Source organism: Rahnella victoriana (genome assembly GCF_004330295.1).
Classification (GTDB): Bacteria; Pseudomonadota; Gammaproteobacteria; order Enterobacterales; family Enterobacteriaceae; genus Rahnella; species Rahnella victoriana.
The window spans coordinates 35,545-54,107 of record NZ_SJOJ01000035.1; the positions used below are offsets into that span (position 1 = coordinate 35,545).

Below are 18,563 nucleotides of genomic sequence, written 5' to 3' on the forward strand. Positions count from 1 at the left end.
GTTAGCGGCGATGCCCCTGGGCAAAACGTCGCTCGAGACGGCTTTGCAACAGTTCCAGCACGATCGACATGATCCAGTAAATCGCGGCGGCGGTGGCCAGCATTTCCATATACCGGTAAGTGCTGCGCCCGTAGGATTGCGCCAGAAAATTGAGTTCCCACAATCCCATCAGCGACACCAGCGACGAATCTTTCAGCATCGAAATAAACATCGAACCGGCAGGAGGAATGATGATGCGCAGCGCCTGCGGGGCGGTGACATGTACCGCCACTGTCCAGCGCGACACGCCGAGCGCCAGCGCCGCTTCCTGCTGACCACGCGGCACCGACAACACGCCGCTGCGGATGGTTTCGGCCAGATACGCGCCGTAGTTCATCGACAGCGCAATGATCCCCGAGCTGAGCGCACCGAGCACAATGCCGAACTGCGGCAGCGCCAGATAGATAATCAGCACCTGAACCAGCAGCGGCGTACCGCGAAACAGCGAGGCGTAAAAGGTGGCGCAGCCGAACGCCAGCGCGTTACCGGACATACGGCCGAGCGCGGTGACCAGTCCGATCAGCAGACAGAAAAACATCGAGCAGGCGGTGATCATAATGGTCAGCGCCGCGCCCTGAATAAAACCGTCGGGCGACAGGCGCAGGCCGAGCAGGAACGGCAGTTTCTGGCTGATCAGACTCCAGTCCAGCCCCATTTTGCTGAAGGTGCCGAGCAGCAGACTGAGCAGGATCAGCCACGTCAGCCCGGTTTTAAAGGTAAACGCGTGTGCGTGGTGCCAGCGCGCAGGCGTGTCCACCTTCGGCTGGCTGTCCGGCAGTTGCGGCATCAGGGAACCTCGTGCGTAATATCTTCACCCAGCCAGTGCTGCGAGATTTTTGCCAGCGTGCCGTCGTCGCGCAGCGATTTCAGGGTGTCCGCCACTTTTTTATCCCATTCGGCATCGCCCTTGTCGGTCGCTATCCAGTTCGGTTCGGCATACAGTTCGGTGACGATTTTAAATACCGGCGCACGTTTGATGCGGGCGTTGGCGGTGGCGAGATCGGACACCACGCCGTCGAGGCGGACACCCGGCCCGAGCGCCAGATTCTGGAACGCCACTTCTTCGTCACTCGGAATGACCTGCACGTTATCAAACGGGAAGACGATCGGTTTGCTGCCGGGGATCACCAGCGTTTTTTGCAGGTAAGTTTCGTAAGTCGAACCGATACCGACGCCGATCTTTTTATTGCTGAGATCGGCGGCCGATTTGATGCTGTCGTCTTTCTTATTGACCACCAGCACCGCCGGAGAGTTGTAATACGGCGTCGGGAAATCCAGCACTTTGGCGCGCTCGGTATTCGGCGTCATCGAGCAGATACAGGTGTCCCAGCGCCCCTGCCATTTGCCGCCGACGATGGTTTCCCAGCCCGGCGCGATCAGTTCCAGCTTCACGCCCATGCGCTGCGCCACGGCTTTCGCCACATCCACGTCAAAACCGGCCAGCTGATTATTGTCATCAATAAAACCGAACGGCGGATAGTCGTTGACGATGGCATTACGCAGCACGCCGGTTTTGGTCACGCGATCCAGCGTGGTACCGGCAAACGAGGCGGCGGAAAACAGCGTGGCGGCAAGGAGAGTCACAGCAACAAACGGAGTGCGCATAAACAAAGTTTCCTTAAACGTAACCAGAATGGGGAAATATTGTAAAAACCTACACTAAGTTTTAGACGTATAGAAGTCTAAATTCCGGGTTTTCAGACTTACAGTGAACTCTGCGGAAAATCCCCCTCATGGCAGCGCATTACTTCAAACCCGCCCTCCTGCTAACTGAGTAATCCGGCGCCGACGTTAATCGACAGCCCGAGAATGGCCAGATTAAACACGAAGGAAATCACCGACTGCAGCAGCGCGATCTGCCGCATGTCGGTGGTGCCGGTCGCCACGTCAGCGGTCTGCGACGCCACGGCGATGGTGAACGAGAAATACAGGAAATCCCAGTAACCCGGCGCGTCCGGCTTTTCGGGGAAGATCATCGGCGTCACGTCTTTGCTGCGCCGCAGGTAATGATGATGGGCGTAATGCATGGCGAAAGAGGTCGGCAGCAGCGCCCAGGAGGCAATCAGCGTCGTGGCGGTCAGCAGAATATGTAAGCCTTTGGCGGTGCCGGTCAGCGTCTTGAGCGAACCCAGTTCCAGCAGGATCGCCAGTATGCTCACCAGACAGGTGATGGTCACCAGCGTCAGCACCAGCGTGGCGCTTTCATCCTGCGTTTTGGCGATATGCGGGATATCTTTCGCCTCCGTGCGCAACATGCGAAACCACAGAAAAAACAGGTACAGCCAGGCCAGCACATTCCAGCCAATCATCAGGCGCTGCAACACGCCCAGATGGCCGGGAAGGGCAAAAAAGCACAGCAGTCCGGCAACGAGGGAAATCAGTAACCGGCTCCGGCCATGAAAAGAGTGAAGCAGGGAAAAACGCATGGTGTCAGGCACCTGGCAAAAAGAAACGGATAACCTAACTGTAGACGCTGGCCGTCAGGGGGATGCGCAATTTCTTCCAATACCCGATCCTGCGGGAGTGATGTAGTGAACCCTCTCCATTGCGCTCAAGGGTTTGACACTATGTTTACAACGTCATTTTGGCCAGCCGCGGCGGCATATCAGGTTTCAATGATGGATCTGGATGCCCCGGAAAATTTAAATCCCAAAGCTTTGCAAACTATTCATTACTGCCTGCGCCTGACCGAAGCCATCAACCAGCTGGAAGCGGCCTGCGAAAGCCGTTTGCTGGAAGCACTGCGTGAAGAGATGTCGATTCAGTGTTTCCGTCTGGCACCGATGTTTGACGATCCTGATACCCGGCGTGGACTGTTTTTACGGGCGGAAATTCTGGCGGATGACAGTTGCGGAAAAACAGTTCTGCCGCAAATTGCCGGTCTGAATGAACAGCAACTGGTGCTGGGCATTGGCAATACCTCGACGTGGGTCGGAAAATCGAAACAGAGCTTTTATTCCTCGTGGTTTGGCGAGCCGGCGCCTGTGTTGCAGGAAATCTCCGATGTGATGGACAGCCTGTTCCCGGAAAGCCTGCTGTATCTGCAAAAGGAAATTTCTGCCGATTTACTGGCGATGCCGGGCTGCGCGTACAAAATCATCAACCTGTTCGGCATTGCCGGAGAGGCCAATACCTATCCCAAACATTTTGCCTATTTCTTCCCGGAAGACGAGGGGCTGAAGTATTCACCGGTCAAACGCACGGTGGTGTTCGCCAACACCTATCTGCAGCTGTTTGAACTGTTCTCGCGTAATGAAGCGATAAAAATGGGCTGGGCAGACGACGCCCTGCCGGACTGCCATACCTGCCAGCGTTATCTGATCGCCTGGTTCCGCGGGCACGATCTCGGGCACTCGCTGGTGCGTAACGAAAACGTCTTCCCGAAAATCAGCAAGATAGATCGCTGGGGATCGATGATGGTGCAGGAAGCGCTGGCCGATCAGTTTGGCCTGCTGATGTGCCTGACGCCGCAGGTGGCCGGGGGGTTGCAGCTCGACCCTACCGTGCTGGCGCGGATCTACTTCCTGGAAATGCTGCGCTACCTGCGCCGGGGTCCGGCGAGTTATCCGGATGCCGGTGCCGCGTGGATCCAGTTCAATTATTTGCGCGAGCACGGCTGCATTGAACTGTCGGCGGAGTCGGTGGTTTTCCATCCTGAACTGTTCTGCCGGCAAATGGCCGACCTCACCCGTCTGATGAGTGAGGAACTGCTGGGCGGCGATGCGGATCGCGCGCAGGCGTTCATGCTGCAACATTGCCCGCACAACAACCCGGAAGATGTGGCGATCCTGATGGCCCGCCTTGGCACCACCAACGACATGATTGAATACAACCAGTTAATTAAGAGAGTCCCGTTATGATGCCGTTTTCAAATGGATTTTTGCTCAGCCTGTCGCTGTGTCTGGATATAGGGATTGCCAACATCGCCATGATGACGCTGGCGATGCAACGGGGGTATTTTCACGGTTTCTGGCTGGGGATTGGCACCTGCATCGGCGATCTGATCTATGCGGTGCTGGCGCTGGCCGGGATGACGATTTTGCTGCAATACCAGAGTGTGCGCTGGGTGTTGTGGGTCGGCGGCTCGCTGATGCTGATGTGGTTTACCTACAAAATGATCCGTGCGGCGCTGGCACCGGCGGAAGATCTGCAAACCGGTGACAACGCGCAGCCGCGTTCGGTGATCCGCAATTTCGGTCGCGGCGTCCTGCTGGCCATGTCGTCTCCGACCGCCATTTTGTGGTTTGCGGCGGTCGGCGGCGCGCTGATTTCCCGTATGGGACAGGGCGGGCCGGTGGTGGCGTCGTGGTTCCTCAGCGGCTTCTTTATCGCCGGAGTGTTCTGGACCGTGGTGATCTGTTCGGTGGGCAGCCTCGGCGGCAAAATGCTCGGCACCAAAATGCTAAAATACTCCTACGTGGCTTCGGCGGTGATCTTCTCGTACTTTGCGTTGTACGTGGTGATCACCGGTTACCGCGAGTTCATCGTATAACCGGCTGGCTCAGGGATGACGAGGCGTGGAGCGACAGGGAATAGAGGTGGGGCGTGATCCCCATCATTTTACGGAAAGTATTAATAAAGTGGCTCTGATCGTAAAAGCCGAGACTGATCGCCACATCCAGCGCGTTATTGTTTTTGCGCAGCTGATTACGGGCTTCCAGTAAACGCAGTTGCATATGGTATTGCAGCGGCGGCATACCGATATGCTGGCGGAAAAGGCGGACAAAGTGGAATTTGCTCAGTCCGCTGATTTGCGCCAGCGTGTCGAGATGGATTTTCCGCGTCAGATGGTCGCGCATAAAATCCAGCGCCAGCGTAATTGGCCGCAAAGACTGTTCCTGCTCCCTCGCCGGTTCTTCCAGCAATGCACCCAGCAGCCACAACAGATTCTGCTCCTGATCGTCATCGTTCAGCGTGCGTTTGTAATGACACAGCGCGGAAAACAATGCCGGATTGCTGAGCACGCCTTCGGTGAGCACCGGCGCGCAGTGATCGGAACGCAGATTGTGATCGACCGACACCTGACGCAGTAAAGACTGCGGAATATGCACGCTGAGGAATTCCACTTTGTCGTTACCGAACAGCGAAGACTGAATGGTACCCGGATTATAAATGGTGATGTCACCGCCGCGCACCAGCCCGGTTTTGCCGTGCAGCCAGATTTCTTCCGTGCCGGTCAGATTGGCACTGATGACGTATTCATCGTGAGTGTGACGCGGGAATGAGGAATTGCTCGCGGTCAGATGCGAGCATTCAATGTCATTTGCCATCGTCCATTCAGAAATAGAAAGAGACACATTACACCCCGAAAATCATTGCTGCGCTGAAAAAGGGACTGCATAGGTTTTTCTTATGTAAAATTTATAGCACAAAATGTTAACAACAAAAGCGAGGAAAATTCATCTTCAACTCAACAGGCTGGGATTTTCAGAATTTGCCCATAAGGCAATGCTGACGCAGGTAAAGATCGGGGCACGCTCTGAATGTTAAATAACAGGCGCAGTCGTTATTTTCAGAAACGCATTACCGATATTTTATAACGGGAATGACGGCTCATTCATTTTTGTTTTACAGGATAAAAACAATTAACAAAACGATCACGAAACCTTTTTGGCAATACGTGCTCGTTTTTGCTGACTATTTTATTTATTGCCTGCATTTATTCTTACCTGGCTTGTCAATTCCCTACTTAATAAGGCAAAATATGCGCCCCGCAAAACGGGGAATTACCCGCTATTACTTCATTGACGAAGCCTTTCTTCGTACAAGAAAACATTCAAAAACAGAGGCCGGGCACAGTACCGGATAGATATTTACTTTAAATACCGACAGACATGTCGCGAGGAAACATCAATGGTGCAGCACTCTTTTTATGCGGCGAATTCCGTCATGGGACATCAACATCATGTCGGATAATCTCGTCACAGGGTCCTCTTCCCGCGTGGAATTACGTAAAAGTCTTACGCTGATTCCGGTTGTCATGATAGGTCTGGCCTATATGCAACCCATGACACTGTTCGATACGTTCGGTATTGTCTCCGGCCTGACTGACGGCCATGTGCCGACGGCGTATGCCTTTGCGCTGATCGCCGTGCTGTTTACCGCCCTGAGTTACGGCAAGCTGGTACGCCGCTATCCTTCGGCAGGTTCCGCCTATACCTACGCGCAAAAAGCCATTCATCCGGTGGTGGGTTTTATGGTCGGCTGGTCGTCGCTGCTCGATTATCTGTTCGCGCCGATGATCAACATCCTGCTGGCGAAAATCTATTTTGAAGCGCTGGTGCCGTCGGTGCCGTCGTGGATATTTGTGGTCGTGCTGGTTGGCTTTATGACGCTGTCAAATTTGCGCAGCATCAAAACCGTCGCCAACATTAATACGCTGGTGGTGGTGCTGCAGATTGTGCTGATCACGGTGATCACCGGCATGGTGATTTATGGCGTTGATCACGGCACCGGTTACGGCACGCTGACCAGCACCAAACCATTCTGGGGTGAAAATGCCCATACCGTGCCGATGATTACCGGCGCGACCATTCTGTGTTTCTCATTTACCGGTTTTGACGGTATCAGTAATTTATCGGAAGAAACCAAAGACGCAGAACGGGTGATCCCGCGGGCGATATTCCTGACGGCCTTAATCGGCGGTGTGATATTTATTGCCGCGACCTATTTCCTGCAACTGTATTTCCCGGATATCTCCAGCTTTAAAGATCCGGATGCCTCACAGCCGGAAATCATGTTGCAGGTGGCGGGCAGGGCGTTCCAGTTTGGCGCGCTGATTTTCTCCAGCATCACCGTGCTGGCCTCCGGCATGGCGGCGCACGCGGGCGTTTCCCGCCTGATGTATGTGATGGGGCGCGACGGTGTATTCCCGAAACGTTTCTTCGGCTATATCCATCCGAAATGGCGTACGCCGTCTTTCAACGTGCTGCTGGTCGGTGCGATTGCCCTGATGGCGATTAACTTTGATCTGGTTACCGCCACGGCGCTGATTAACTTCGGTGCGCTGGTGGCCTTTACCTTCGTGAACCTGTCGGTGATTTCGCAGTTCTGGATCCGCGAGAAGCGCAACAAAACGCTGCTCGACCATATCCAGTATCTGCTGCTGCCGCTGTGTGGCGCGCTGACCGTCGGCGCTTTGTGGGTGAATCTGGAAGAAGGATCGATGGTGCTCGGGCTTATCTGGGGCGCAATCGGCTTTATCTATCTGGCCTGCATGACCAAAAGTTTCCGCAATCCGGTACCGCAATACGAAGACGTGGCGTAACGCGTTGTTGCTCTAAAAATGGCTCCTGCGGCATTATCCTGCGGGAGCCATTTTTGTTGATGCCATACATGTCAGGCTGACCCAGGGCGGATCCACATTCAGGAAAATAATGGGTAGCGTGGAGAAGAAACTCAATGCCGCGTAATAACAGTTTTATACGCTTTATCCGCGGCTTACTCCGTATCGCCTCTACGATCCTCACCTTTACTCTTCATCATGCTTTTGAAGCACTTATCGGCCCGCTGATCGTTATTGGCTCAATACTTTGCATCATGCTTTTTGAACCCTGGCCGATGAAGTTTATCTCTATGGGGCTATGGCTGGTGTTTCTCTATTTACTCTCTAAAGCGATTGATAAGCTTACACATAAAGATAAGCATAATAATTAACGCACCCTTTTTTGTTTGCCCTCAACCGCAAGGCGGGTTTGTTAATGCTTTATCAAAACGTAATCAGCTTCTTCGTTATTTTATTCTTCAGCAGCAACATGGAAGACAGCACTGAAAGCAGGAAGGTCAGCAGGATGACGAACAGTTTGGCGGTCAGGGAATTGATCGGGATCCACTGGATCAATAAATTGAACACGGTGTAGTGCAGGATATACACGCCGGTCATGGTTTTACCCAGTGAGCTGACCATCTCGCCGACCGGCAAACGCGTGGCATCCTGTTTGACGCCGTTGGCCGCGATAATGATCAATACCACCAGAATATAAACCTGCGAGCCGGTCAGGATAAAGCTGTTGCGCTCGACGTTGAAGATGGAAAAGAAGAAATACTTTTCGTAATACCAGGTGAAAACATACACAAAGGGAATGGCGATGGCGGCGATTTTTGCCACCCGCGGGCGGCCATACAGCGCGGAAACCACCGGGTCATACAGCAACTGACCGGTTAGGTAAAACAGGATCCATGTCCAGATACGGAACTGTGCGGGCGTCGAAAAACTTTTACTCTCCGTGTAATAGATCGCCAGCAGATCGTAGGCATACGAGAAAATCAGCAGCCCGGCGATCAGCATCGCCAGAACAATGCGCCTTTTTGCCAGCCAGTCGACCACCGGATGAAAGGTGTAAATGATCACCAGTGAAAACATAAACCACGGCTGGATCAGATAGCCTTTCTGATAGGGACTCCATAAGTAATAAATGGAAAACCAGAAAATGAAGATGGTCAGGATGCCGCGTATTTTCTTCAGTTGCCATTCTGATGTGTGCTGCGAACCGGCATCCATATAGCCGGTCACCACGAAAAACAGCGGCGTGGCGATGGTGGAAATAAAGGTCAGAAACGCCAGAATACTGTCGTGATTGTAATTGTAATTATCGTAGGTGTTATAAACGGTAAAAAAGGTCACGGCGGTCAGGCAGCCGAGCGTTTTAATAATGTTCAGTCCCGTTGTGTTCATTGTGCGCGTCGTTGTCCTTCACGATGGAAACAGTTGTAAATCACAGGCAGAACCAGAAGCGTCAGCACTGTGGCAAATCCCAGCCCGAACATAATAACCACGGCCATGCTCTGGAAAAAGACATCCAGCAACAATGGCGCAAGTCCCAGCACCGTGGTGAAGGCGGTCAGCAGGATCGGCCGCAGGCGCGAGGTGGCGGCGTAGATAATGGCTTCGGTCTGGTTTTTCTCTTTTTTCTGCTGGCCGATCTCCTCGACCAGCACGATGCCGTTGCGGATTAACATCCCGCTCAGACTGAGCAGACCAATCAGCGCCATAAATCCAAACGGGATCCCGGTCAGCAGGAAACCAAAGGTGACGCCGATCAGTGCCAGCGGCACGGTCAGCCAGATGGCGATGGCATTTTTCACCGAACTGAACATCAGGACGGTGATGATAAACATCATCAGGAAGCCGATCGGCAGCGTGGTGAACAAGCCCTGCTGCGCCTCGGCGGAATTTTCCGCGTCGCCGCCCCATTCAATGCTGTAGCCGTGCGGCAGGGTCAGCGCCTCAATCTGCGGCCGGATACGCGCCAGCATATCGCCGGACGTCTCGCCGCTGGCCGGATCCGGATCGGTCTGCACGGTGAGCATCCGCATGCGGTCACGGCGCATGATCAGCGGATCTTCCCATTCGACTTTAAAATCACTGACCACGTTACTCAGCGGGATAAATTGCTGGCGCGTCTGGCTCCACACCATGATGTTCGCCATGTGATCGACATCCAGCCGTTCCGCCGCCGGAGGACGCAGAACCACCGGCATCAGCGTCGAGCCGTCACGGAAAATCCCGACGGTGCTGCCGCTGAAATTCATCTGCAAGGCGCTGTCTACATCCCCCCGGTCAACGCCCAGTTCGCGTCCGAGGTAAGGCGAGAACACCGGCCGCACCATTTTGCTGCGATCCTGCCAGTCGTTGCGCACGCCGTCTGCCGACCCGTCATCAAGAATAATTTTATCCACCTGACTGGCGATCCGCCGCAGAGTATCCGGATCCGATCCTTTGATGCGCACTTCAATCGCACTGTCGCCGGACGGGCCAAACATGATGCGTTTAAGCCGCGCATTCACTTCGGGATAATGCTGCGCAATATCCTGTTCGGTGCGTTCAATCAGCCCGGCGATTTTGCGCTGATCGTCCATACGCACCATGATCTGCGCGTAGTTGGAGTACTGGCGCTGGCCGTTATAGGTGAGGATAAAGCGCATTCCGCCCTGACCGACGGTGGTGACGGTGTTTTCCACGCCGTCCTGATGGTTGATCTTTTTCTCGATTTCCCCGGCAATGCGCGCGGTGTAATTGATGTCGGTGCCGTAGGGCATCCATAAATCAACGAAGAAAATCGGCGTATTGGACGACGGGAAAAAGTTCTGCCGTACGAAGCCGAATCCCCAGACGGAGGCCACCAGCAACGCCGCCAGCACGGTCAGTGTCACGGTCTGTCGCACCAGCAACGCGGACAGAACACGCCGGTAGACGCGAAATATCCAGCCGCCGTAAGGGTCGGCCTGTTCGTCGGGTTTTTTCTCCGCCACTTTCATATTGGCGAACGCCCATTTTACCAGCACCGGCGTCAGCGTCAGCGCGGTCACCCAGCTGAGCATCAGCGAAATCAGCAGCACCTGGAACAGCGATTTACAGTATTCGCCGGTGGAATCCTGCGAGAGACCAATCGGCGCAAACGCCAGAATGGCGATCACCGTCGCGCCCAGTAACGGCAGGGCGGAACGTTTAATGATGTGCGAGATGGCGTTCATCAGCGGGTTACCCTGCTGGCGGGAAATCAGCACGCCTTCCACCACCACGATCGCGTTATCCACCAGCATACTGAGCGCAATGATCAGCGCACCGAGGGAGATCCGCTGAAGTTCGATGCCAAACAAAGACATGATCAGCAAGGTGCCGAGCACGTTCAGCGCCAGCGACACGGCAATGATAATGCCGCTGCGCAGCCCCATGAAGATCAGCAATACGCCGACAACAATCGCCAGCGCCATCAGGAAGTTAATGATAAAGCCGTCAACGGATTTCTTCACTTCAGCGGCCTGATCATAGAAGACTTTCAGCTGGATCCCCGCCGGTTTATCGGCTGAAAGTTGCTGCATCCGCGCTTCGATCGCGTGGCCGATATTCATGACATTGACGCCGGGAATATACGAGACGCCGAGGGTCAGCGCGTCGCGGCCATTGGCGTGGTAAATATTGCCCGGATGATCGCTCACGCCCTGCGATACGGTGGCGATATCGCGCAGATAAATGCTGTGGGTGGATCCGGCGGGACTGATCAGCACATTATTCAGCTCATCAATGTTTTGAAATCCGCCGCTCGGATGCAGACGGATCGACTCGCTGCCGACCGTCATGCTGCCCGCGTCGGACACCAGATTCTGCCGGTTCAGAACGTCGGCAAGGCGCGGCAGGGTGACGCCGTAGGCTGCCATTTTGGCGCGGGAAATCTCGATATTCACCTGTTCAGGAATGATGCCGCCGATGGCGACTTTCCCCACGCCGGGCACCAGCACCAGTTCCCTGCGCAACTGTTCGGCGTATTTACGCAGTTCCGGGTTGGTAAAATTGTCGCCGTAGATCGAGAAAAAATAACCGTACACATCCCCGAAATCGTCATTCACAAACGGCGGGCTGACACCGGGCGGAAACTGCAACGTGGCGTCGTTGACGCGGCGGCGCAGTTCATCCCAGATTTGTGGCAGTTCAGACGAGTGATAGCGGGAATCAATATTGACGGTGATTTGCGATAAGCCGACGGCGGAAATAGACGAAATATTATCGACGTAGGGCAGGCGTTGCAGGGCATTTTCCAGCGGTAACGTGACTTCTTCCTCGACCTGCTGGGAAGAGGCACCGGGATATTGCACCGACACCACGGCGGTTTTGATGGTAAATGCCGGATCTTCCAGCCTGCCGATATTGAATAATGCAATCAGCCCGCCCACCCCTAGCAGCAGGATCACCAGCCAGACGCGCGTCGGGTTATTGATAAAACTGTCATTAATGCTCATTACAGTCCCCGTTCCCTGACCCAGATGCGAACCGGCTGCTGAGCGTGCAGTTCGCCCACGCCTGCGGCAACCACTCTGTCGCCTTTTTGCAGTCCGGCGGTGATTTCAATGCCTTGCGAGGTCAGCTCGCCGACGGTGACTTTGCGGTCTTCGACGTGCAGGGTGTCGCCCTCACCGGCGACCAGCCAGACGTGCGCGTCGTTGCGCTGACTGCTGTCCGGGTTAAACACCGCTTCAACCGGGATCACCAGCGTTTCTGCCGGTGTTGCCGTGGCGAGATTGGCCGGATTGACCGTCACCGTGCCGCTTAACCCGGCCACGGCCGGGAAGTTTTCCGGACGCGGCATGGTCAGCGTCACCTGCCAGGTCAGTGAATTGGCTTCACTGCTGGCGGTGTGTTCTTTATAGGTGGCGGTGAATTCGCGGTCGGGTAGGTTATTGATGCGCACCCGTGGCTGATAACCGGCATTACGCATATCAAGGCTGGTAAACAGGTTTTCCGGCACGCTGAATATTACATCCAGCACATCGGCACGGCTGATAGTCGCCACCGGCTGACCGGCGGCCACCACCTGATGATTGCGCACGGAAAGCCGGGCAATCACTCCGCTGAACGGCGCGGTCAGGTTCAGGTCATTGAGTTCTTCCTGCGCGATTTTCAGCGCGGCGGCGGCGGAATCCCGGCTGGCTTTGTGCACTTCCAGTTCCGCCTGCGACACCACGTTGCGCCGTGCCAGCGTCTGATAACGTTCGAACTGGCGCTGCGCCAGCGTGGCGGCGCTCTGGCGATCATTAAGTCGCTGACGGGCATCATTATTGGTCAGGCGGGCGAGGATTTGCCCTTGTTTTACCGCTTCGCCTTCACGCACATCCAGCGTCTGTAACTGGCCTGCGCGCTTGAAAGCGATGTCGGTATTATCCCCCGCCAGAATACGGGCCGGAAAAACGCGGGTGCTGAGCGGACTGGCCGCTTCGGCGGTGGCGATTTTAACCTGACGTGGCGGAACAGGGGCGTCTGCGGTTTTCTGATCGCAGGCACTTAACAGGAACAGAAGGAACGAAAGTAACAGAGCGGGAGAAAAACGGATGTTCAACATACTTCCCTCATGCAAACCACGCGCGAAATAATAAATACCGGCAGAATACTCAGGGGCTTTAGTGTCAGGCACCGCTATATTCTGCTTTGACGTATTTTCAGTGAGACTATTAAGCGACTTCTTGTTTTTGTTTATGTAATTGTTTTTTTAAAGCAGGGAATTAACACTATTTAACACGGTATATTATAGTTTATACAGCTTTAAGCATCTTGCCAGAAAACATCATGACAATTCATTCATTACCCGCTTCATTTATGAACCATTTCAGGGGTCAAGGAGTCAGGCATTATGAATAACCCAGCGCCACATTCTGTGAATACATTAACAACAGAAAAACTGTGGTATCAGCAAAGCGTAGAAGAAAGTCTGGCAGGGTTGCAGTCCGGGCCAGACGGGCTATCTCCCGAAGACGCACAAAACAAATTAAAACATTACGGTCCGAATGTCCTGCCGCAAAAAGAAGGTAAGTCTTTATTTATTAAGTTTATCTCCCACTTTAAAGATATCCTGATTTATATATTGCTTGCCGCCGCGGTGATCACCGCGATTATGGGGCACTGGGTTGATACGCTGGTGATATTAGGCGTGGCGGTAATCAATGCCCTGATTGGCTTCATTCAGGAAAATAATGCTGAGAAATCATTGAAGAGCATCCAGAATATGCTTTCCAGTGAGGCGCTGGTATTACGCGGCGGCCAGCAGGTTACCGTGGCTACCGACGAGATCGTACCGGGGGATATTGTGCTGTTGCGCCCCGGCGATAAAATCCCTGCCGATTTACGGCTGATCGATGTGCATAACCTGCGGGTCGAAGAGGCCATTCTCACCGGTGAATCCACCGTCGTATCGAAAAAGACCGACTCGCTGGAAGGCGAGAAATCCATCGGTGATCGCAAAAATCTGGCGTTTTCAGGCACCACCGTCAGTTCCGGTACCGCCAGCGGCGTGGTGTTTGCGACCGGCGGCCAGACGGAACTCGGTCACATCAATGAAATGCTTTCTTCTATAGAAGACAACAAAACGCCGCTGCTGGTGCAGATCGACAAACTCGGCAAATCCATTTTCATCATTATTCTGTTCATGATGGTGGCGTTGCTGATTTTCGGCTATCTGCTGCGCGATATTCCGTTTGGCGAACTGCTGCTGTCGGTTATCAGTCTGGCGGTGGCGGCGGTGCCGGAAGGGTTACCGGCGATCATTTCTATTATTCTCTCGCTTGGCGTGCAGGCCATGGCGCGCTCGAAAGCCATTATCCGCAAACTGCCGACCGTGGAAACGCTGGGCGCGATGTCAGTGATTTGTTCGGATAAGACCGGCACGCTGACCATGAATGAGATGACCGTGAAAGCGGTCATTCTGGCGGATAATGTCTGGACGGTAGAAGGCAACAGCTACGAACCGATGGGCAGCTTTACCCCCGCCGGTGCGGCGACACCGCAACCTGCGGATTCGTCACCGCTGCTGACTCAGTTTCTGCGTACCGTGGATATCTGTAACGACAGTACGCTGAAGCAGGACGCGCAGGGGCACTGGGGCATTACCGGCGGTCCGACCGAAGGGGCGCTGAAAGTGCTGGCCGCCAAGGCGCATCTGCCGGAACTGGCGTTTGGCCTCAGCAGTAAAATCCCGTTCGATTCGCTTTACAAATATATGGCGGTGGCTGGCGAGAAAAACGGCCAGTCGCAGATCATGCTGACCGGCGCGCCGGACGTGCTGCTCAAACTCTGTCAGTTCCAGCAGACACCGGAAGGCGCGGTGCCACTGGATCATGCCTACTGGGAATCGGCGATCACCCAATATGCCAGCGAAGGGCTGCGCATGGTGGCGGCGGCCTGGAAGCCGGTCGATCAGCCGGTTACCGCGCTGGACCATCCGGAACTCAGTCACGGCATGGTGCTGATCGGTATTGCGGGCATGATGGATCCGCCGCGTCCGGAAGCGATTGTGGCGATTGGCGAATGCCAGCAGGCCGGGATCCGCGTCAAGATGATCACCGGTGACCATCAGGAAACCGCGATGGCCATCGGTAAAATGCTCGGCATCGGCAACAGCGAAAACTCCATCACCGGTTATGAACTGGAGCATATGGATGACGCGCAACTGAGAACCGCAGCCGTGCAGTTCGATATTTTTGCCCGTACCAGTCCGGAACATAAATTACGTCTGGTGAAAGCCCTGCAGGATACCGGCGAAATTGTCGGGATGACCGGCGACGGCGTCAACGATGCCCCGGCGCTGAAACAGGCCAACGTCGGTATCGCCATGGGGATCAAAGGCACGGAAGTGACGAAAGAATCTGCCGATATGATCCTGGTGGATGACAACTTTGCCACCATCGCCAACGCGGTCAGGGAAGGGCGGCGGGTTTACGACAACCTGAAAAAAACCATCCTGTTTATTATGCCGACCAACCTGGCGCAGGGGCTGCTGATCATCATCGCCATTCTGATGGGCAATCTGCTGCCGCTGACCCCCGTGCAGATCTTATGGATGAACATGGCGACTTCCGCGACGCTCTCCTTCGGACTTGCATTTGAGAAAGCCGAAAGCCGCGTGATGCGTCGTCCGCCGCGTAACGTCAGCGCGCACGTCATGGATAAATACGCCATCTGGCGTGTGGCCTTTGTGGGCCTGCTGATTTCCATCAGCGCCTTCCTGCTCGAAGCCTGGCTGCAACCGCGTGGTTACGAACCGGAATTTATCCGTACCGTGCTGTTGCAGACGCTGGTGACCGCGCAGTGGGTATACATGATTAACTGCCGTGATTCGGATAATTTCTCTCTCAGCCGTGGTCTGCTGCAAAACAAAGGCATCTGGATTGTCACCGTGGTGTTGTTCGCGCTGCAGGCCATCATTATCTATGTGCCGCTGATGAACACGCTGTTCGGCACGCGGCCCCTGCCGTTTATCTACTGGATCATCGGCCTGCTGATCGGTGTCGCCCTGTTCGTGATTGTCGAGATAGAAAAAGTGCTGACCCGAAGCTGGCGCAAGACGGCGTAAAAGGAAACGCCCCGGCACGGATGTTTTCTGTGTCGGGGCTTTATTTGAGCGCTTTGTTTATAGTTTAAAAACAGTGACAGTCTGGCGTAATTGGTTTGCCTGGTGGTCGAGTGAGGCTGCAGCAGCTGCAGCCTGTTCTACCAGTGCGGCGTTTTGCTGAGTCACGCCGTCCATCTGTGTGACCGCAAGATTGACCTGTTCAATACCGATACTTTGCTCTGAGGATGCAGATGCGATCTCATCCATAATGTCGTTCACCTGTCGGATTGACTGAACGATTTCGTTCATGCGTTGCCCGACCAGCGTTACCTGGCTGGAGCCGTCGGTGATCCTTGTGACAGATTCCCCAATCAGGTTCTTGATGTCTTTGGCTGCGGTCGCACTGCGCTGAGCAAGGGTGCGGACTTCGCTGGCCACCACCGCAAAACCGCGTCCGGCTTCGCCTGCACGTGCGGCTTCAACGGCAGCATTCAGTGCCAGAATGTTGGTCTGGAACGCAATGCCTTCAATCACACCAACGATCTGCACAATGTCCTGCGATTCAGTTGAAATCCGCTGCATGGTATCGGTCAACTGACCCATTGCTTCGCCGCCATGCTGCGTGGCGGACGAGGCTTTCACCGCCAGCTGGCTGGCCTGACGGGCATTTTCGGCATTCAGTTTCACCGTTGCGGTGAGCTCTTCCATGCTGGCAGCAGTTTCCTGCAGAGAGGCGGCCTGTTCTTCCGTTCGCTGTGAAAGATCGGTGTTGCCCATCGATATTTCGCTGGCGCCGGTGGCGATGGCATCACTGGATAGCTGAATTTCCTGCACCAGCTCACGCAGCTTGTGTTTCATCTCGTTGAGCGTGTACATGAGGCTGGTGCGATCATTGGCCGCCAGTTTCACCCCTATACCTAAATTTCCCGAGGCAATCTGGGCCGCAATATTAGCGGCAATATCGGGTTCTCCACCCAGTGTCCGGCGGATACTGCGGGTCATTACTCCGGCAATCACGCTAACCACCACTAAAATTGCCAGTGAGATAGCTAATAACTCCCAGGCCATCTTCCAAAAACTGGCATTGATATCGTCATAGAAAAATCCGGTACCGAGCATCCAGTTCCATTCGGGGAGTAGCACTACGCCCTGTAATTTTGGCTGGAGGGGTTGATCTTTACTGCGTTTGACCAGTACATCGACCAGTCCGAAGTGATCCTGTATTACCGCCTGTTTATAGGCTTCATTGTCCATCATGCCCGAGGGTGTGTGATTTCCGCCAGACCGTTTACCAATCAGATCTGGATTCGGATGAACAATCGTTAAATCTTTATCATCATTTGCCCAGTAATAACTTTTGGCATCACTGTTCAGTTCGGAAAGCATTTTCTTAGCACTTTCCTGTGCCGCCGCCTGGCTCATTTTACCGGTTGTTTGTTGCTGGACATAATAACGTGAGATATGTTCGGCCTTCGTCAGTAAGTTGACGATTTCCACTTTACGACCTTCAATCAGTGAATTATTCAATGAATACAATGCTGAACCCACGACGCAGGAAACACCAAGCAGCGCAGAACCAACAAGTACAAATAATCTTGTGGATATTTTCATCGTTAACCTTTTATTTTATGAGCCATAGCACAAGATAAGCATCGGCACGATTTCGTTATTACTTTAATGTAAGTATGTAAGCGTTATTTTATTACAGGATAATTTGCTTTAAGGGGCTAAATATCATGCTGGAAAAAATATTGTTGATTAACAATATTTCATCTTTAAGAAAACAATTCGGTCTGGGATGGTGAATATAACCACTTAATTCACAGGGTTTTTCGTGCCGGGTTCCTCGCATAAATCTCCGAACAGAGCAGCATCAGATCGGAAAGTGCATCATCTCAGGGAAAGTGAAAAATATTTAGTGCGCGATCCAGATGAACCTCAGTTCGATTTCCACGAGCGCCTCGCAAGGGAGATTGATGAAATGTGTTCTTTTAAAAACGGTATCCGCAGTTTTCCGGAGCCTGATCTGAAGAGACTGTTGCTGATACGCGCGAAACACGTGGAGGCGATAAGAAGAACCGCGTCTTCCTGAAAATGGTGCCATAAGATGGGTTTTTGTACACATGAATCAAAACTGCGTTTTAAATAAATATCCGCCAGTCATCAAATCCTGTCGTGTGATTTAACACACTCTTTAACCACTTCCACGGTGTGAATCCGGTAGCAGCTCGTGTTATTTAACGACTTCCAGACAATTAATTAGGAAACATCTTGGTATTCATAAGATTGCAAAATCAGATATTTACCATTATTTGTCTGAAATTAAAGCTTTTAATCGGTTTTTAGGCCTTGTTAGGAATGTTCTTGGGCGTCTTATGGTTAAATGAAAATGTTAGTTGTCATACATAAATGTGTATAAAAAACCAATAGTTTAGTTTTCTTGAGCTGTTTTTTAAGAAAATGTCTCATTAATGAGGTTCTGGCGTTTGGTTTTAGTAAAAAGCTAAATCTAAAATCACACTTAAAAAAGTGAAATATCCTGTTTTAATGTAAAGAATCAGATAAATAAGTGTGTTAATTAAATTCTTCAAATGAGAGGCGTTATTGATGAGATAGTTCTTAGATTTTACGAGCCATTAAGGGCAAAAGCGTCGTATAGCTCACACTTTCATGTGAAATTAGGAATTTGTGTAAGAATGCGCCTAGAAA

General features: G+C 53.3%; 13 protein-coding genes. 5 read left to right on the forward strand and 8 right to left on the reverse strand.

What is annotated here, in order from left to right; genetic code table 11:
- Nucleotide 1 precedes the first annotated feature (1 nt).
- The 3 genes from EYY67_RS22340 to EYY67_RS22350 form a co-directional block, all read right to left on the reverse strand.
- A complete protein-coding gene (locus EYY67_RS22340) occupies nucleotides 2-826 on the reverse strand; it encodes an amino acid ABC transporter permease (protein WP_095924738.1) in 825 nt (274 codons plus the stop codon).
- Nucleotides 826-1,644, reverse strand: a complete 819-nt coding sequence (locus tag EYY67_RS22345) for a transporter substrate-binding domain-containing protein (protein WP_119827004.1) — start codon at nucleotides 1,642-1,644, stop codon at nucleotides 826-828. The genes EYY67_RS22340 and EYY67_RS22345 overlap by 1 nt, the downstream gene beginning before the upstream one ends.
- Before the next feature lie 161 nt (nucleotides 1,645-1,805).
- Nucleotides 1,806-2,465, reverse strand: coding sequence for a DUF1345 domain-containing protein (locus EYY67_RS22350; RefSeq protein ID WP_095924740.1), 660 nt, complete (start codon nucleotides 2,463-2,465; stop codon nucleotides 1,806-1,808).
- Nucleotides 2,466-2,606: 141 nt separating this feature from the next.
- Between EYY67_RS22350 and EYY67_RS22355 the strand changes: the two genes are divergently transcribed.
- Nucleotides 2,607-3,899 (forward strand): hypothetical protein, encoded by a 1,293-nt coding sequence (locus EYY67_RS22355; RefSeq protein WP_131694417.1) that lies wholly within the window; start codon nucleotides 2,607-2,609, stop codon nucleotides 3,897-3,899.
- Nucleotides 3,896-4,531, forward strand: coding sequence for a LysE family translocator (locus EYY67_RS22360; RefSeq protein ID WP_095924742.1), 636 nt, complete (start codon nucleotides 3,896-3,898; stop codon nucleotides 4,529-4,531). The genes EYY67_RS22355 and EYY67_RS22360 overlap by 4 nt, the downstream gene beginning before the upstream one ends.
- Here the strand turns inward: EYY67_RS22360 and EYY67_RS22365 are convergent.
- The gene (locus EYY67_RS22365; RefSeq protein WP_131694418.1) at nucleotides 4,521-5,336 is read right to left on the reverse strand and encodes a helix-turn-helix transcriptional regulator; all 816 of its coding nucleotides are present in this window, start codon (nucleotides 5,334-5,336) and stop codon (nucleotides 4,521-4,523) included. The genes EYY67_RS22360 and EYY67_RS22365 overlap by 11 nt on opposite strands.
- A gap of 608 nt (nucleotides 5,337-5,944) precedes the next feature.
- Here EYY67_RS22365 and EYY67_RS22370 point away from each other — a divergent pair.
- Both EYY67_RS22370 and EYY67_RS22375 read left to right on the forward strand, forming a co-directional pair.
- Complete coding sequence (locus tag EYY67_RS22370; protein ID WP_095924744.1) at nucleotides 5,945-7,306, forward strand: APC family permease; 1,362 nt, start codon at nucleotides 5,945-5,947, stop codon at nucleotides 7,304-7,306.
- 134 nt (nucleotides 7,307-7,440) lie between these two features.
- Nucleotides 7,441-7,695, forward strand: a complete 255-nt coding sequence (locus EYY67_RS22375; RefSeq protein WP_131694419.1) for a hypothetical protein — start codon at nucleotides 7,441-7,443, stop codon at nucleotides 7,693-7,695.
- 52 nt (nucleotides 7,696-7,747) lie between these two features.
- On the opposite strand, the gene EYY67_RS22380 is transcribed toward EYY67_RS22375, so the two are convergent.
- Genes EYY67_RS22380 through EYY67_RS22390 form a run of 3 tightly spaced genes read right to left on the reverse strand, consistent with a single transcriptional unit; the run spans nucleotide 7,748 to nucleotide 12,869 of the window.
- Nucleotides 7,748-8,713, reverse strand: coding sequence for an acyltransferase (locus tag EYY67_RS22380; protein ID WP_131694420.1), 966 nt, complete (start codon nucleotides 8,711-8,713; stop codon nucleotides 7,748-7,750).
- Nucleotides 8,710-11,775: an efflux RND transporter permease subunit gene (locus EYY67_RS22385; protein ID WP_131694421.1), complete on the reverse strand. Its 3,066-nt coding sequence runs from the start codon at nucleotides 11,773-11,775 to the stop codon at nucleotides 8,710-8,712. Before EYY67_RS22385 ends, EYY67_RS22380 begins: the two co-directional genes overlap by 4 nt.
- A complete protein-coding gene (locus EYY67_RS22390; protein ID WP_095925283.1) occupies nucleotides 11,775-12,869 on the reverse strand; it encodes an efflux RND transporter periplasmic adaptor subunit in 1,095 nt (364 codons plus the stop codon). The genes EYY67_RS22385 and EYY67_RS22390 overlap by 1 nt, the downstream gene beginning before the upstream one ends.
- A gap of 291 nt (nucleotides 12,870-13,160) precedes the next feature.
- Between EYY67_RS22390 and EYY67_RS22395 the strand changes: the two genes are divergently transcribed.
- Complete coding sequence (locus EYY67_RS22395) at nucleotides 13,161-15,875, forward strand: cation-transporting P-type ATPase (protein ID WP_095924750.1); 2,715 nt, start codon at nucleotides 13,161-13,163, stop codon at nucleotides 15,873-15,875.
- Nucleotides 15,876-15,932: 57 nt separating this feature from the next.
- On the opposite strand, the gene EYY67_RS22400 is transcribed toward EYY67_RS22395, so the two are convergent.
- Nucleotides 15,933-17,465 carry a methyl-accepting chemotaxis protein gene (locus EYY67_RS22400; protein ID WP_131694422.1) on the reverse strand — a complete coding sequence of 511 codons (1,533 nt, stop codon included), beginning with the start codon at nucleotides 17,463-17,465 and terminating at the stop codon, nucleotides 15,933-15,935.
- Nucleotides 17,466-18,563: the final 1,098 nt, after the last annotated feature.

Coding starts and splice junctions, on each gene's coding strand:
- EYY67_RS22340 (WP_095924738.1), bottom strand. CDS start 826: ATGCCGCAACTGCCGGACAGCCAGCCGAAGGTGGACACGCCTGCGCGC.
- EYY67_RS22345 (WP_119827004.1), bottom strand. CDS start 1,644: ATGCGCACTCCGTTTGTTGCTGTGACTCTCCTTGCCGCCACGCTGTTT.
- EYY67_RS22350 (WP_095924740.1), bottom strand. CDS start 2,465: ATGCGTTTTTCCCTGCTTCACTCTTTTCATGGCCGGAGCCGGTTACTG.
- EYY67_RS22355 (WP_131694417.1), top strand. CDS start 2,607: ATGTTTACAACGTCATTTTGGCCAGCCGCGGCGGCATATCAGGTTTCA.
- EYY67_RS22360 (WP_095924742.1), top strand. CDS start 3,896: ATGATGCCGTTTTCAAATGGATTTTTGCTCAGCCTGTCGCTGTGTCTG.
- EYY67_RS22370 (WP_095924744.1), top strand. CDS start 5,945: ATGTCGGATAATCTCGTCACAGGGTCCTCTTCCCGCGTGGAATTACGT.
- EYY67_RS22375 (WP_131694419.1), top strand. CDS start 7,441: ATGCCGCGTAATAACAGTTTTATACGCTTTATCCGCGGCTTACTCCGT.
- EYY67_RS22380 (WP_131694420.1), bottom strand. CDS start 8,713: ATGAACACAACGGGACTGAACATTATTAAAACGCTCGGCTGCCTGACC.
- EYY67_RS22385 (WP_131694421.1), bottom strand. CDS start 11,775: ATGAGCATTAATGACAGTTTTATCAATAACCCGACGCGCGTCTGGCTG.
- EYY67_RS22395 (WP_095924750.1), top strand. CDS start 13,161: ATGAATAACCCAGCGCCACATTCTGTGAATACATTAACAACAGAAAAA.
- EYY67_RS22400 (WP_131694422.1), bottom strand. CDS start 17,465: ATGAAAATATCCACAAGATTATTTGTACTTGTTGGTTCTGCGCTGCTT.